This window comes from Burkholderia sp. E168m22 (assembly GCF_001319805.1).
Taxonomy (GTDB): domain Bacteria; phylum Pseudomonadota; class Gammaproteobacteria; order Burkholderiales; family Burkholderiaceae; genus Burkholderia; species Burkholderia orbicola.
Genome location: NZ_BBSK01000038.1, coordinates 109,669 through 125,546 on the forward strand (window position 1 = coordinate 109,669; position 15,878 = coordinate 125,546).

The window sequence follows — 15,878 nt, forward strand, 5'->3', positions numbered from 1 at the left end:
GAAATCGTGCTGACCGGTGCAGACATGCCGGCGTTACTCGTAGTTGCTGAAGCGGGACATCGGCGGCGGCGGCGGCGGCAACGGCGTGTAGCCCGGCACCCCGGCGCGGAATGCGGACACGAGGCCGTTGTCGACGGTCGACAGGCCCTTGAGCGTCAGCTGCATCATGAATCGCGTCGACGAGTTCTGCTGTCCCGACGAATTGATGCCGTTCGCGGCCCGCTGCACCCCGACCCCGAGCGCCCAGCAATCCGCGTCGTATTGTAAGCCGACCAGACCGTCGACCACGCGATCTCCGGCGAGGTCGTAGTTGAAACGGCCGATCGCATACAGGCGGCGCGTGAGCGGCCATTGCGCGGACACCAGGAACTGGTTGATCGGCTGGTTGTCGAGGGTGGTGTTCGCACGCGTATAGCGGTAGCCGACGTTGATCACGCGGCGCTCGCCCGGGCTGTAGCCGAAACCGACGCTCGACTTCACGAGCTGGTTGTTGTTCTGGTTGTACTGGAATGCCGTCTCGGACATGAAGCCCGAGCCGAGCTTCAGCGCGGCGCCGACGATCAGGTCGGAGTGGCGCGCCAGCACGGCGGCCTGCCCGGGGTTCAGCGTGACGCGCTGATCGGCGAAGTAGTACTGCTGCGCGATCACGAAGCGCGCGCGCTCGTCGCCGGTGCGCGGATCGATGAAGCGCGACGTCAGGCCGGCCGTGATCCGGTTCGCATCGGCGATCCGGTCGTTCCCGACGAACGTGTTCGGCTGGTAGATTTCCGCGAGGCCGAAGTCCGATTCCGCGGTGTCGAACAGCGGCGCGTTCGACTGGTCGCGATACGGCGTGTACACGTAGTACAGGCGCGGCTCGAGGGTCTGGATGAAGTCCTGGCCGAACAGGCGCACCGAGCGATCGAAGATCAGGCCCGTGTCGAAGGTCACGGTCGGGATCGACTCGGTGAAGCGCTTCGGGCTGTTCGGCGTGGTCGACGACAGGTAGTTCAGGTCGTACGACGCGAAGTGGTACTGGACCTTCGGCACGACGAAGTAGCCGGGGCCGTACACGCCGTACGAGATGTACGGGTTGAAGACGATCCGGTCGCCTTCGGTCGCATCGGCGGTCGTGATGCGGAACCGCGAATAGTCGGCTTCCGCGCCGAAGTCGAACCCGCCGACGTTGTACTTCGTGTACTTCACGTTCAACTGCGGCTCGCGGCTGTACGGCGCGATCGACGGCGGCAGCGTCTGCCAGTGCTGGTAGCGCGCGAGCACCGACCACGGGCCGTTGTTGTACGTGAGGCCCGCTTCCTGCTGGTACAGCGTCTGCGTCCCGTTGATGAACTGGTTCGCCGAGCCGAGGTCTTCGGGATACGTGTTGTCCGAGACCTTGTTGTAATAGACGTAGCCGCCGAAGCCGCCGCCGAAGTTCTGCTGGTGCTGCCAGTAGATCGCGTAGCGGTTGCGGTGCGCGAGCCGGTCATCCGGCAGGTAATTGGCCGTAAACGTGCCCGAATACGACGGCGACAGATAGCGGAACGTCGCTTCGGTCATCACGCCGCGCCGCGAGATGATGCGCGGCGTGAGCGTCAGGTCGCGGTTCGGCGCGATGTTGAAGTAGTACGGCAGCGACAGCTCGAAGCCGTTGCTCGAGTTCATCGAGAACGTCGGCGGCAGCAGGCCGCTGCGCCGCTCGCCCGACAGCGGGAACGTCATCCACGGGCTCGCGAAGATCGGCACGCCCTGGAAGAACAGCACGCCGTTGCGCGCGGTGCCTTCGTCGGCGCCCGTATCGAAATCGAAGCGGCTGCCCTTGATGTACCAAGCGGGGTTCGTCGAGCACTGGCACGCCGTGTACGTGCCGTTGACGAACACCGAGCGCTCGTTGTCGACCATGTCGACACGCTCCGCGCTGCCCGAGCCGCCCGTCACGTTGAAGTGATACTTCGGCGCGGTCATGAAGCCCTGGTTCGCCTCGATCTTCAGGTGCGCCTCGGGGCCGGCGAACGACGTGCCGCCATTGATCACCTTGACCTGGCCGTACGCATCGGCCATGTCGGTATCCTGATCGTAGTGGATCGCGTCGGCCTTCACGACGGCGTCGCCGCGCCGCAGCTCGGCCGAGCCCTTCGCGGCGAGATCCTGCTCGGCGGTGCCGCTCGTATGGTCGGCGATCACGAAGGCGGCCGGCTTCGCGCCGTCCTTCAGCGGATGATCCTCGAGCTGGGGCGCGAGACGCAGATCCCACGGCGAGTCGAGCGGCTGCGGCTGCGCAGCCGCGCCCGACAGCTGCGCATACGACACGGCCGGCACGAGGCCGGGCACGGCCAGGAGCGCGAGCGCGAGCCGCCGTTTGCGCGGCGCCCCGTCACCGGGGAAAACATTCGGGAATAGCGGTTTGGGCGGCATCTATCGTTTGGCGAATCGCCCCTTGTCAACCGCGCCTGCACGGCACCTCGCGCGCGGCGGCCGCGCCGTCGAGCCGCGACTGCGGCTCTTCGCAAACCGGGGAGGCGATCGGGCGGACGGCGCGACAGGCGGCGGGCCTGCACGGCGGAAGCTGACGCGGGGCGCGTCAAAAAAGTCGTGGGGTATTATATGGCAAGACGTTCCCCCCTCCGCCGAGTTTCATGACGCCCCCATCCGCCGCATCCCAGCCCGACGCCCGCCTCGACGCGCTCACCGCGTGGCTGCACCCGCTCGCCGAGCGCTACGCCCTCGACCTGTCGACCCTCGCGCCCGCCTCGTCGGACGCCAGTTTCCGCCGCTATTTCCGCGTCGCGTCGGCCGCGAGCCCCGGCGGCACGCTGATCGCGGTCGATGCGCCGCCGCCCGAGAAGTGCCGCGAGTTCGTCCAGGTCGCGCAGTTGCTCGCCGCGGCCGGCGACCACGTGCCGGACGTGCTGGCCCACGATTTCGACGCGGGCTTCATGCTCGTGACCGACCTCGGCCGCACGTCGTACATCTCGGTGCTCGATCCGGCGGACCCGACCGCCGCACGCCCGCTGATGCGCGCCGCGCTCGATGCGCTGATCCGCTTCCAGCTCACGTCGAAGCCCGACGTGCTGCCGCCGTTCGACGAAGCGTTCCTGCGCCGCGAAATGGAGCTGCTGCCCGAATGGTTCGTCGGCCGCCACCTCGGCAAGCCGGTCACCGACGCGATGCGCGGCACGCTCGACCGCACCTTCGCGCTGCTGGTCGCGAGCGCGCACGCGCAGCCGCAGGGTTTCATGCTGCGCGACTTCATGCCGCGCAACCTGATGGTCTGCGAGCCGAACCCCGGCGTGCTCGACTTCCAGGACGCCGTATACGGACCGCTGACGTACGACGTCGTGTCGCTGCTGCGCGACGCCTTCATCAGCTGGGACGAGGAGTTCGAGCTCGACTGCTTCGCGTATTACTGGGAAAAGGCGAAAAAGGCCGGCCTGCCGGTCGATCCGGATTTCGGCGAGTTCTACCGCCAGCTCGAATGGATGGGGCTGCAGCGCCATATCAAGATTCTCGGCCTGTTCGCGCGCATCAACTACCGCGACGGCAAGCCGCACTACCTGAACGACCTGCCGCGCTTCCTGACCTATGCGCGCAAGGTCGCGCTGCGCTATCGCCCGCTCGTGCCGTTCGCGAAGCTGCTCGACGAGCTCGAGGGCAACGCACCGGCCGACGTCGGCTATACGTTCTGACCGTCCTCACGTCCAGTCGAACATGAGCACTACCCTGACCACGGCGATGATCTTCGCCGCCGGACGCGGCGAGCGGATGCGTCCGCTGACCGACACCCGCCCGAAACCGCTGCTCGAAGCCGGCGGCAAGCCGCTGATCGTCTGGCAGATCGAGGCGCTCGCGCGGGCGGGCATCGAGACGATCGTGATCAACCACGCGTGGCTCGGCGAGCAGATCGAGGCGGCGCTCGGCGACGGTTCGCGCTGGGGCGTGCGGCTCGCGTATTCGGCCGAAGGCGACGCGCTGGAGACCGCGGGCGGCATCGCGCAGGCGCTGCCGCTCATCGAGCGTGATGGACAGCCGGCCGTGTTCGCGGCCGTCAGCGGCGACGTGTACTGCGCGTTCGACTACCGGACGCTCGCGCCGCGCGCCGCCCGGATGGCCGCGCTCGACACGCCGGCGATGCACCTGGTGATGGTGCCGAACCCGCCGTTCCACCCGGCCGGCGACTTCGCGCTCGGCGACGACGGTCGTCTGGCGCTCGACGGTGCCGCGCGCTTCACGTTCGGCAACATCGGCCTGTACGACACGCGGATGTTCCGCGATCTCGCGCCCGGCACGCGGCGCGCGCTGACGCCGTACTATCGCGCGGCGATCGAAGCCGGCCACGCGAGCGGCGAACTGTACGAAGGCATCTGGGAGAACGTCGGCACGCCCGCGCAGCTCGGCGAACTCGACGCGCGACTGCGCGCCGCGGCAAGCTGATCGTTTCGCGACTGACTGCCGGTTCCCCGGCGTGGCGGCCGATGGGCTGACAGGCCGGGGACGGCGCGCGGTCCACCAGCCGCGAACCGTTCCGGAGCGAATGCCGGAAACGCTCCGCCGGCTCACCCAGCCGTGACGGCGCCACGCTGCAGGGTGTCGGACAGCCGGCACACCGCCCGCTCCCGCCGCGCGCCACGGCACGCAGCACGCCTCCAAACCGTTACGCGGCCTCGGCCTCTTCCCCACCCGCCGCCGCGCGCTGCTGTTGCAGCGCCCACATCTGCGCATACAGCCCGTCGGCGCGCACGAGTTCGTCGTGCGTGCCGCGTTCGACGATCCGCCCGTGGTCCATCACGAGGATCTGCTGCGCGTGCACGACCGTCGACAGCCGGTGCGCGATCACGAGCGTCGTGCGATGCCGCGCGATCTGGTCGAGTTCGTGCTGGATCGCGCGTTCCGAGCGAGAATCGAGCGCCGACGTCGCTTCGTCGAACAGCAGCACCGGTGGGTCCTTCAATAGCGTGCGCGCGATCGCGACGCGCTGCTTCTCGCCGCCCGACAGCTTCAGCCCGCGCTCGCCCACCGGCGTGTCATAGCCCTTCGGCAAAGTTTCGATGAAATCGTGGATGTGCGCGGCGCGCGCGGCCGCGACCACCTCGTCGCGGGTCGCCGTCGGCCGGCCGTACGCGATGTTGTAGTAGATCGAGTCGTTGAACAGCACGGTGTCCTGCGGCACGATCCCGATCGATGCGCGCAGCGATTCCTGCGTGACGTCGCGGATGTCCTGACCGTCTATCCGGATCGCACCGCCCGTCTCGCGGTCGAGATCGTAGAAGCGGAACAGCAACCGCGACAGCGTCGATTTCCCCGAACCGCTGTGGCCGACCACCGCCGTCGTCGTGCCGGCCTCGATCGTAAACGTCACGTCGTGCAGGATCTGCCGCGACGGCTCGTACGCGAAGTTCACGTGCTCGAAGCGCACCTGCGCGCCGGCCACCGCGAGCGGCCGCGCATCGGGCCGGTCGGCCACTTCCTTCGGCGCGGACAGCAGCCCGAACATCCGGTCCATGTCGGTCAGGCTCTGCTTCAGCTCGCGATAGACGACGCCGAGAAAGTTCAGCGGAATGTACAGCTGCAGCATGAACGTGTTGATCAGCACGAGATCGCCGAGCGTCAGCTTGCCCGCGAGCACGCCCTGCGTCGCCCGCCACAGGATGAACACGAGGCCCGTGCCGATGATCGCCTGCTGACCGAAGTTCAGCACCGACAGCGAGTTCTGCGAGCGGATCGCGGCCTTCCGGTAGCGCTTCAGGTTCTCGTCGTAGCGCTGCGCCTCCCACTCCTCGTTGCCGAAGTACTTCACCGTCTCGTAGTTGATCAGCGAATCGATGGCCCGCGAGTTCGCGCGCGAATCGAGCTCGTTCATCGTGCGGCGGAAGTGCGTGCGCCAGTTGGTGACCTTCACGGTGAACACGATGTACGTGACCAGCGCGGCGAACGTCACGTACGCGTAGTAAGCCTCGTACTTGACCACGAAGAAGCCGAGCACGAGCCCGACCTCGACGAGCGTCGGCAGGATGCTGTACAGCGAATACGAAATCAGTTGCTGGATGCCGCGCGTGCCGCGCTCGATGTCGCGCGACATGCCGCCCGTCTGGCGCTCGAGATGAAACCGCAGCGACAGCCCGTGCAGATGCCGGAACACCTGCAGCGCGAGCTGGCGCACCGCGCTCTCGGTGACCTTCGAGAACAGGATCTCGCGCAGCTCGGTAAAGAGCGACGTCGACAGCCGCACGAGCGCATACGCGACCACCAGCAGCCCGACGCCGCCCGCGAGCACGATGCCGGCCGACTGTTCGGCACGGCCGAGCGCGGTGAGCTGCTGCACGTAGGACAGATGGTCGACGATGCGCTTCATCACGACCGGCACGCCGAGGTTCGCGACCTTCGCACCGATCAGGCAGCCGAGCGCGAGCGCGACGCGCCATTTGTAGGTGGTCAGGTACGGCAGCAGCGACCGGATGGTCTGCCAGTCGTTGCGAGGCCCGGTCGAAGCCGGCGCGGGCTCGCCGGAAGCGGGAAATCGGCGCATGGGGAAGGGTTCCGCGGCGGGGCTCCAACCGTGTCTCGACGGCCGGCTCGCGCGCTTTCTCGTACAATTTGCGAACGTTGTATTGTCGCAGAAGCCGCTTCGCGCCGCTGCCGGCGCCCTCGCCGGCCAAGCCTGCGCGCGGCGGCTCATTTATTACAGGATGAAAGCCCCCGCCATGACCGATTCGACCCTCGAACTCCCGCAGAAGCAGCCCGCGCTGCGCGTCGTCCCGCAACCCCACGACGCGAACGTCCACGGCGACGTGTTCGGCGGCTGGATCATGTCGCAGGTCGACATCGCCGGCTCGATCCCCGCGAGCCAGCGCGCGAACGGCCGCGTCGCGACGGTCGCGGTCAACTCGTTCGTGTTCAAGCAGCCGGTATTCGTCGGCGATCTGCTGAGCTTCTACGCCACCATCATGCGCACCGGCAATACGTCGATCACCGTCGACGTCGAGGTGTACGCACAGCGCATGCGCCTGATGGGCGAAGTCGTGAAAGTCACCGAAGCGACGCTCACCTACGTCGCGACCGGGTCGGACCGCAAGCCGCGCCAACTGCCGCCGCTCTGATGCGCACGCGCCGCAGCGCAGCGCAGCGCGGCATGCGGCGCGGCATACGGCCGGTCAGTGCGTGGCGGCCAGCCCGAACTCCCGCATCGCGGGCACGAAATCGTGATTCAGCGCCGGCTTGCGCGACAGCTTGACCAGCACGTAGCGCTGGAATGGCGCAAGCCGCTGCCACTGCGCGAGCGCCGGCGCCGGCAGCCCGGCCAGCGCGCTTTGCTGCACGAGCGACGCCGGCACCGTGTCGACGGTGCGCCAGGCCGGTTGCTCGTCCGGCTGGAACCATGACGGCTCCAGATCGGCGTGCGTGCGCAGCATTTCGAACAGCGCGTGATCGAAATTGGGCTCGATCGCGGTGTCGTCGTCGGCCGGAAAGCGCGCGAGCAGCTTGCGGTCCTCGAGCGGCAGCAGTTGCCACTGTTCGAGCGAAATCCGCAGCCCGAAGCGGTCGAGATTGAAACGCACGATCATCGGGATGTACGTGAAGTTTTCCGACGAATCGTGTTCGAAGTTGAAGAGCAACGGAGCGTCGCTGAGTCCCATGGTCGTTACCTGACGTGGCGGATGCCGGCGCGGCCGGCTTGCCTGGGGTATTTTAGAACCTCTGCGCGCGGGCGGCGGTACGATCGTCGCCGGCCGCGCTTCGAATCAACGGGAGTGCTCGTGAATCCGACCCAATCAGACGAACTGCACGACGCATTGCGCGACGAACCGCGCGGCGCGATCGAGCTGCCCGTGAGCCGCACGCGCGGCGGCGCGGTCGAGACCGCGCACGACTTCGTCGGCCAGGAATGGCCGGTCGCACTCGTCTTCAACGGCATCTCGCACGCGGTGATGATGTGTACGCCGTGCGACCTCGAAGCGTTCGCGGTCGGCTTCGCGATCTCGGAAGGCATCGTCGCGCGCGGCAGCGACATCAAGGACATCGAGGTGATCCTGCACGCCGACGCGCCGCTGCCGCATGCGGAAGTCCATCTGGAAGTGGTCCAGCAGGCGTTCGCCGCGCTGAAGGACCGGCGCCGCGCGCTCGCGGGGCGCACGGGCTGCGGCGTCTGCGGCATCGAGAGCATCGACCTGCTCGACCTCGCACCCGAACGCGTGCCCGATACCGGCTTTCTCGCGCGCCTCGCGCCCGACGCGCTGGCGCGCGCCGCGCATGCGCTGCCGGCGCATCAGGCGCTCACGAAACTGACCGGCGGCCTGCATGCGGCCGCGTGGTGCGACGCAACAGGCGCGATTCGCGCGGCATTCGAGGATGTCGGCCGCCACAACGCGCTCGACAAGCTGATCGGCTCCCTCGTGCTGTCGCGCGCCGATACCACCGACGGCTTCGTGTTCCTGTCGAGCCGCGCGAGCTACGAGCTCGTGCGCAAGGCGGCGCGGGTCGGCATCCCGCTGGTCGCGACCATCTCCGCGCCGTCGTCGCTCGCGATCGAAATCGCGAAGGCGGCCGGCTTGCGGCTCGTCAGCTTCTGCCGCGAAACCGGCCACGTCGATTACGGCACGGCCTGATCCAGACCGTGCGCGTGCGCCGACGGTCTCCCGCCGGCGCGCCTCAGTCCGTCAGTCGAACTGACGGAAATCCGGCTTGCGCTTCTCGAAGAACGCGGTCATCGCCTCGCGCGCTTCCGGCGCGCGCAGCATCGTCGCGAAATGACGCGCTTCCTCGGCCATCCGCGCGGGCGTCGCCACGCCGCCCGTATCCTTGAGCAGCGCCTTCGTCACCCGCAGCGATGCCGCCGGCAACGCCGCCAGCTTCGCTGCCTGCTTCGCCGCGAACGCGTCGAGTTCGGCTGCCGGCAGCACGCGGTTGACGATGCCGATCCGGTGCGCTTCCAGCGCGTCGAACGCCTCGCCCAGCAGCAGCTTCTCGGCGGCGACCTGATGGCCGGCCAGCCGCGGCAGCAGTGCGCTCGACGCGGCTTCCGGGCACAACCCGAGCTGCGCGAACGGCAGCGAGAACGTCGCGGTGTCGGCCGCGTAGACCAGATCGCAGTGCAGCAGCATCGTCACGCCGACGCCGACCGCGATGCCCGGCACCGCGGCCACGACCGGCTTGCTCGCGCTGCTGATCCGCGCCAGGAACTGGAACACCGACGCGGTATCGTCCTGCGGCGGCGCCTTCAGGAAATCCTCGAGATCGTTGCCCGCGCTGAAATTGCCGTCGCTGCCGCGCAGCAGGATCACGCGCGTCGCCTTGTCTTCCTGCGCGTCGGCGAGCGCATCGGCCATCGTCTGGTACATCGCCGCCGTCAGCGCATTCTTCTTCGCCGGGCGCGCGATCGTGATCGTCATCACGCCGTCGGCGCGTTCCACTTGAATGTCGGCCACAACCGTCTCCTTGAACTGTCTCTACCGGAATGAAAAAACGGTGCGCGAGCTCGTGGCCCGCGCACCGTCGTCGCTTCTCGTCGTGTCCCGCTTACAGGCGTTCGATGATGCCCGCCGCACCCATGCCGGTGCCGACGCACATCGTGACCATCCCGTACTTCAGGTTGCGGCGGCGCAGGCCGTGCACGACGGTCGCCGCGCGGATCGCGCCGGTCGCGCCGAGCGGGTGGCCCAGTGCGATCGCGCCGCCCATCGGGTTGACCTTCGACGGATCGAGGCCGAGATCGCGCATCACCGCCAGCGATTGCGCGGCGAACGCTTCGTTCAGCTCGATCCAGTCGAGATCGTCCTGCTTCAGGCCCGCGGCCTTCAGCGCGGCCGGAATCGCTTCCTTCGGACCGATCCCCATGATTTCCGGCGGCACGCCGCGCACCGCGAAGCTCACGAAGCGCGCGAGCGGCGTCAGGTTGAATTCCTTCAGCACCTTCTCCGACACGACGAGCAGCGCACCCGCGCCGTCCGACGTCTGCGAGCTGTTGCCGGCCGTGACCGAGCCCTTGTTCGCGAATACCGTGCGCAGCTTCGCGAGACCTTCGAGCGACGTATCCGCGCGCGGACCTTCGTCGAGCTTGATCTCGCGCGTCTTCACGTCGACCTCACCGGTCGCGAGGTTCGGGAACCGCTCGGTGATCGTGTACGCAGCGATTTCGTCGCCGAACTCGCCGGCCTGCTGCGCGGCGAGCGCCTTGCGGTGCGACTCGACCGAGAACGCGTCCTGGTCGTCGCGGCTCACCTTCCACTGTTCGGCGACGCGCTCGGCCGTCAGGCCCATCCCGTACGCGATGCCGAAGTCTTCGCTGCGATCGAAGATGTGCGGCGACATCGACGGCTTGTTGCCCATCATCGGCACCATGCTCATCGATTCGCAGCCGCCCGCGAAGATCGCGTCCGATTCGCCCACACGGATGCGGTCGGCCGCCATCGCGAGCGCGGTGATGCCCGACGCGCAGAAGCGGTTGACCGTCACGCCGCCGACCGTCTGCGGCAGCCCGGCGAGCAGCGCGCCCATGCGCGCGACGTTCAGGCCCTGCTCGGCTTCCGGAATCGCGCAGCCGATGATCGCGTCCTCGATCACCTTCGTGTCGAGACCGGGCACCTGCGCGACGGCCGACTTGATCGCGTGAACCAGCAGCTCGTCGGGGCGCGTGTTCTTGAAGACACCGCGCGGGGCCTTGCCGATCGGCGTGCGGCTGGCGGCGACGATGTATGCGTCTTGCAGTTGTTTGCTCATTTCAGACTCCTTGTCTGCTCGCTCAGTTACGCACCGGCTTGCCGGTCTGCAACATGCCCATGATCCGTTCCTGCGTCTTCTGCGTACCGAGCAGCTCGACGAACGCGCGGCGCTCCAGCGCGAGCAGCCATTCTTCGTCGACGAGGCTGCCGGCTTCGACGTCGCCGCCGCACACGGCTTCGGCGATGCGGCTCGCGATCAGGTAGTCGTGGTCGCTGATGAAGCGGCCGTCACGCATGTTGACGAGCGATGCCTTGATCGTCGCGATCGCCGAACGGCCCGCGACCGGCACGTCCTTCGCGCGCAGCGGTGCGCGGTAGCCGGTGTCGGCCAGCGCACGCGCTTCCTTCTTCGCGGTGTCGAGCAGTTCGAACACGTTGAAGACGATCGTGTCGGACGGCTTCACGTAGCCCATCGCCCGTGCGTCGTGCGCGGACGCCGACACCTTCGCCATCGCCGCGTTCTCGAACGACTTCGTGACGAACTTCAGGATGTCGGTGGTCGCGTTCGCGGCCGTCGCGGCGTCCGCCGCGCGCAGCGCCGCTTCCTTCAGGCCGCCGCCGGCCGGCACGAGGCCGACGCCCACTTCGACGAGGCCGATGTAGCTCTCGACGTGCACGACGCGCTTCGCGCTGTGCAGCATCAGCTCGCACCCGCCGCCGAGCGCGATGCCCGACACGGCTGCCACGACCGGCACGTTCGCGTACTTCACGCGCAGCATGCCTTCCTGGAACTTCTTCACGAACGGCTCGATGCCCTTCGCGCCGCCCATCATGAACGCGGGCATCGCCTCCTCGAGGTTCGCGCCGGCCGAGAACGGGCCGCCCGGCGTGCCGAGCTTCAGCGACGTCGGCTGCCAGATCACCACGCCCTTGTAGTCCTTCTCCGCGAGCTCGATCGCCTGCACGAGGCCGTCGATCACGCTCGGTCCGATCGTGTTCATCTTCGACTTGAACGACACGATCACGACGTCGTCTTCACCGGCACGATCGTCGACCCACGCGCGCACCGCGTCGGTTTCGAACAGCGTCTTGCCGTACGTCTTCGGATCGGCGCCCGCTTCGCCCAGCAGCGGCGCGCGGAACACCTGCTTGCGGTACACGGCCAGGTCCGAACGCGGCACGAAGCGCTTCGATGCCGGTGCCCACGAGCCTTCGGCCGTGTGCACGCCGCCCTGCTCGGCGACCGGGCCCTCGAGCACCCACGACGGCAGCGGCACGTTCGCGAGCGCCTTGCCGGCCGCGATGTCTTCCTGCACCCACTCGGCGACCTGCTTCCAGCCGGCCGCCTGCCAGCCTTCGAACGGGCCTTCGTTCCAGCCGAAGCCCCAGCGGATCGCGAGGTCGACGTCGCGCGCGTTGTCGGCGATCGACTCGAGATGCACGCCGATGTAGTGGAACACGTCGCGGAAGATCGACCACAGGAACTGCGCGTGCGGATGATCCGTCTCGCGCAGCAGCTTCAGGCGTTCCGCCGGCGGGCGCTTCAGGATGCGGCCGACCGTTTCGTCCGCCTTCGCGCCCGAATCGACGTAGCTGCCCGTCTTCGCGTCGAGTACCTTGATCGCCTTGCCTTCCTTCTTGTAGAACCCGCCGCCCGTCTTCTGGCCGAGCGCGCCCTGCTTCACCAGTTCGGCGAGCACGGCGGGCGTCTGGTAGACCGGGAAGAACGGATCGTCGGCGAGGTTGTCCTGCATCGTCTTGATCACGTGCGCCATCGTGTCGAGGCCGACCACGTCCGCGGTGCGGAACGTCGCCGACTTCGCGCGGCCGAGGCGGCTGCCGGTCAGATCGTCGACTTCGTCGAAGCGCAGGCCGAACTTCGCGGCCTCGGTGATCACCGCGAGGATCGAGAAGATGCCGACGCGGTTCGCGATGAAGTTCGGCGTGTCCTTCGCGCGCACGACGCCCTTGCCGACGACGCTCGTCAGGAAGGTTTCGAGCTGGTCGAGGATTTCCGGACGCGTATGCGCGGTCGGGATCAGCTCGACGAGGTGCATGTAGCGCGGCGGGTTGAAGAAGTGCACGCCGCAGAAGCGCGCCTTCAACTCGTCCGAGAAACCTTCGGACAGCTTCGTGATCGACAGGCCCGACGTGTTGGTCGCGAAGATCGCGTTCGGCGCGATGTGCGGCGCGACCTTCTTGTACAGGTCGTGTTTCCAGTCCATCCGCTCGGCGATCGCTTCGATCACGACGTCGCATTCGGCGAGCTTCGCGATGTCGTCTTCGTAGTTCGCCGCCTCGAGGTACTTCGCATCGTCCTTCACGCCGAACGGCGCGGGCGACAGCTTCTTCAGGTTTTCGATCGCCTTCAGCGCAATCGCGTTTTTCGGGCCTTCCTTGGCCGGCAGGTCGAACAGCAGCACCGGCACGCGCGCGTTGACGAGATGCGCGGCGATCTGCGCGCCCATCACGCCGGCGCCCAGCACGGCGACCTTGCGAATCAGGAAATTGCTCACGGGATGTCTCCGGATAGTGTCGTGCAGCGCGGAATGTGAGGGCTGCACGGCGAAGTGAGTACCAGGAATCGTTGCGTTCGGGCGGCGCGGCACGCGGCGCGCACCGCCCGGACTCGCGTCAGAACAGCGATTCGTCGACTTCCATCAGCGTCTTCGAACCGGCGCGCGCGGCACGGATCGTCGATGCCGTTTCGGGCAGCAGACGCGCGAAGTAGAAGCGGGCGGTGGCGAGCTTCGACTTGTAGAACGGATCGCCCGACGCTTCCTTGTCGAGGGCGAGGCGCGCCATGCGCGCCCAGAAGTACGAGAACACCAGGTGGCCGACGGTACGCAGGTACGGCACGGCGGCCGCGCCGACTTCGTCCGGGTTCTGCATCGCCTTCATGCCGATTTCCATCGTCAGCTTCTGCACCTTTTCACCGATGTCGGCGAGCGGGTTGATGAACTCGGCCATCTCCGGCTTCACGCCTTCGGCTTCCGCGAATTCGGTGACAAGCTTGCCGAACTTCTTCAGCTTCGCGCCCATGTCGCCGAGCACCTTGCGGCCCAGCAGGTCGAGCGACTGGATCGAGTTCGTGCCTTCGTAGATCATGTTGATCCGCGCGTCGCGCACGTACTGCTCCATGCCCCACTCGGAGATGAAGCCATGGCCGCCGTAGATCTGCATCGCGTGGTTGGTCGACTCGAACGCGTTGTCGGTCAGGAACGCCTTGATGATCGGCGTGAGCAGCGCGACGAGGTCGGCCGCTTCCTTGCGCACCGCTTCGTCGGCGTGCGACAGCTCCTTGTCGATCTGCAGCGCGGACCAGTACGTGAATGCGCGCGCGCCTTCGGCGTAGGCCTTCTGCGTGAGCAGCATGCGGCGCACGTCCGGATGCACGATGATCGGGTCGGCCGGCTTGTCCGGCGCCTTCGGGCCCGTCAGCGAGCGCATCTGCAGGCGTTCCTTCGCGTACGTCAGCGAGTTCTGGTATGCGACTTCCGTGAGGCCGAGACCCTGCATGCCGACGCCGAGGCGTGCGGCATTCATCATCACGAACATCGCGTTCAAGCCCTTGTTCGGCTCGCCGACCATCCAGCCCTTCGCGCCGTCGAGGTTCATCACGCACGTCGAGTTGCCGTGGATGCCCATCTTGTGCTCGATCGAGCCGCACTTGATGCCGTTGCGCTCGCCCGGCTCGCCCGCGGCGTCCGGAATGAACTTCGGCACGATGAACAGCGAGATCCCCTTCGTGCCTTGCGGCGCGTCCGGCAGGCGCGCGAGCACGAGGTGGATGATGTTCTTCGACATGTCGTGCTCGCCGCTCGAGATGAAGATCTTCGTGCCGCTGATCGAGTACGAGCCGTCGCCGTTCGGTTCGGCCTTGGTGCGCAGGATGCCGAGGTCGGTGCCGCAGTGCGGCTCGGTCAGGCACATCGTGCCCGTCCATTCGCCCGACACCAGCTTCGGCAGGTATTGCTGCTGCAGTTCCGGCGCGCCGTGCGCGTGCAGGCATTCGTACGCGCCGTGCGACAGGCCCGGATACATCGTCCACGCCTGGTTCGCCGAGTTCAGCATTTCGTAGAGTGCGTTGTTCACGAACGCGGGCAGGCCCTGGCCGCCGTAGTCCGGATCGCAGCCGAGCGCCGGCCAGCCGGCCTCGACGTACTGCTGGTAGGCTTCCTTGAAGCCGGTCGGGGTCTTCACGACGCCGTCGCCTTCATACGTGCAGCCTTCGCGGTCACCGACCTGGTTCAGCGGGAACAGTACCTCGGAGCAGAACTTGCCCGCTTCCTCGAGGACCTGGTTGATCGTGTCGGCGTCGAGGTCCGCATGCTTGGGCATTTGCTTGACTTCGGCTTCGACGTTCAGAAGCTCGTGCAACACGAATTGCATGTCGCGCAGCGGCGCGGCGTACTGTCCCATGACTCTCTCCAAAGGTGGGCAAAACGGCTCGAGCTCCTGGCGGGCGGGTCACGCGCCGCTAACGGCTCTCGCTCTGATACGAAACAATCGTCTTTTCCAGCGCGGCCCACGTGAGGCGCACGGCGTCCGGCGAATGCAGGAAGCGTGCGTCGTGATGCAGGCCGAGCGTGAAGCTGTACAACTCGAAGAGCATCAGTTCCGGATCCGTATCCGCACGCAGATGCCCCTCTTCCATCGCCTGCGAAATGGCGCGCAGCAACGCGGCACGCCAGGCGGTCACGCTCGCGATCAACTGCTCGCGCACGGGGCTGTCCGGCCGGTCGTCGTACTCCACTGCGCCGCTGATGTAGATGCACCCGGTCGTCACCTCCTGGATGCGCTTCTCGATCCAGCGCGCCAGCATCGCCCGAAGACGCGGCAGACCGCGCGACTCGCGCAGGCTCGGAAAGAACACCTCGTTCTCGAAACGATGGTGGTACTCGCGGACGACCTCGACCTGCAGGTCCTCGCGCGATCCGAAGTGCGCGAACACGCCGCTCTTGCTCATCTGCATGCGCTCGGCCAGCAGGCCGATCGTCAGCCCCTCCAGCCCGTCACGGCTGGCAAGGTCCAAAGCAGCTTCAAGTATCGCGGCACGCGTCTGTTCGCCTTTTCGCATAGCTATTTCTGTAACCGTTCGGGGGTTCGAATAAAATCGAACGGCCGTACTATTATTGAGTGCGGCCGCTCGCGAAACAAGGAAATTATTAGAAACCGGTGTCTAACCGAGCCGCTATTTTGCGCGATTCCGGCGGGACCGGAGCGGCTTTTCCGCACGAACGTGCG

Annotated in this window: 12 protein-coding genes; 4 read left to right on the plus strand and 8 right to left on the minus strand. The window is 67.1% G+C overall.

What is annotated here, in order from left to right:
- Positions 1 to 33: 33 nt before the first annotated feature.
- Complete coding sequence (locus tag AP428_RS11155) at positions 34 to 2,394, minus strand: LPS-assembly protein LptD (protein WP_011546173.1); 2,361 nt, start codon at positions 2,392 to 2,394, stop codon at positions 34 to 36.
- A gap of 221 nt (positions 2,395 to 2,615) precedes the next feature.
- Between AP428_RS11155 and AP428_RS11160 the strand changes: the two genes are divergently transcribed.
- Both AP428_RS11160 and murU read left to right on the plus strand, forming a co-directional pair.
- A complete protein-coding gene (locus AP428_RS11160) occupies positions 2,616 to 3,665 on the plus strand; it encodes an aminoglycoside phosphotransferase family protein (protein ID WP_011546174.1) in 1,050 nt (349 codons plus the stop codon).
- Between the two features lie 22 nt (positions 3,666 to 3,687).
- Entirely contained in the window at positions 3,688 to 4,410 is a 723-nt protein-coding gene (gene murU / locus AP428_RS11165; protein WP_011546175.1) for an N-acetylmuramate alpha-1-phosphate uridylyltransferase MurU, read from the plus strand.
- 220 nt (positions 4,411 to 4,630) lie between these two features.
- On the opposite strand, the gene AP428_RS11170 is transcribed toward murU, so the two are convergent.
- The gene (locus AP428_RS11170; RefSeq protein WP_011546176.1) at positions 4,631 to 6,502 is read right to left on the minus strand and encodes an ABC transporter ATP-binding protein/permease; all 1,872 of its coding nucleotides are present in this window, start codon (positions 6,500 to 6,502) and stop codon (positions 4,631 to 4,633) included.
- A gap of 175 nt (positions 6,503 to 6,677) precedes the next feature.
- Between AP428_RS11170 and AP428_RS11175 the strand changes: the two genes are divergently transcribed.
- Positions 6,678 to 7,073: an acyl-CoA thioesterase gene (locus AP428_RS11175; protein WP_027809384.1), complete on the plus strand. Its 396-nt coding sequence runs from the start codon at positions 6,678 to 6,680 to the stop codon at positions 7,071 to 7,073.
- Between the two features lie 54 nt (positions 7,074 to 7,127).
- Here the strand turns inward: AP428_RS11175 and AP428_RS11180 are convergent, their stop codons facing one another.
- The gene (locus AP428_RS11180; protein ID WP_011546178.1) at positions 7,128 to 7,610 is read right to left on the minus strand and encodes a nitrate reductase associated protein; all 483 of its coding nucleotides are present in this window, start codon (positions 7,608 to 7,610) and stop codon (positions 7,128 to 7,130) included.
- 114 nt (positions 7,611 to 7,724) lie between these two features.
- Between AP428_RS11180 and fdhD the strand changes: the two genes are divergently transcribed.
- On the plus strand, positions 7,725 to 8,579 hold the full coding sequence (fdhD, locus tag AP428_RS11185) for a formate dehydrogenase accessory sulfurtransferase FdhD (protein WP_011546179.1): 855 nt from the start codon (positions 7,725 to 7,727) through the stop codon (positions 8,577 to 8,579).
- Between the two features lie 51 nt (positions 8,580 to 8,630).
- On the opposite strand, the gene AP428_RS11190 is transcribed toward fdhD, so the two are convergent.
- The 5 genes from AP428_RS11190 to AP428_RS11210 form a co-directional block, all read right to left on the minus strand.
- Entirely contained in the window at positions 8,631 to 9,398 is a 768-nt protein-coding gene (locus AP428_RS11190; protein WP_011694394.1) for an enoyl-CoA hydratase, read from the minus strand.
- A gap of 91 nt (positions 9,399 to 9,489) precedes the next feature.
- Positions 9,490 to 10,689 (minus strand): acetyl-CoA C-acyltransferase, encoded by a 1,200-nt coding sequence (locus AP428_RS11195; protein ID WP_006477849.1) that lies wholly within the window; start codon positions 10,687 to 10,689, stop codon positions 9,490 to 9,492.
- A gap of 22 nt (positions 10,690 to 10,711) precedes the next feature.
- On the minus strand, positions 10,712 to 13,147 hold the full coding sequence (locus tag AP428_RS11200; RefSeq protein WP_011694395.1) for a 3-hydroxyacyl-CoA dehydrogenase/enoyl-CoA hydratase family protein: 2,436 nt from the start codon (positions 13,145 to 13,147) through the stop codon (positions 10,712 to 10,714).
- Between the two features lie 118 nt (positions 13,148 to 13,265).
- Positions 13,266 to 15,053: an acyl-CoA dehydrogenase C-terminal domain-containing protein gene (locus AP428_RS11205; protein WP_006485746.1), complete on the minus strand. Its 1,788-nt coding sequence runs from the start codon at positions 15,051 to 15,053 to the stop codon at positions 13,266 to 13,268.
- A 58-nt stretch (positions 15,054 to 15,111) separates the two neighbouring features.
- Positions 15,112 to 15,711, minus strand: a complete 600-nt coding sequence (locus AP428_RS11210) for a TetR/AcrR family transcriptional regulator (protein ID WP_006477846.1) — start codon at positions 15,709 to 15,711, stop codon at positions 15,112 to 15,114.
- Positions 15,712 to 15,878: the final 167 nt, after the last annotated feature.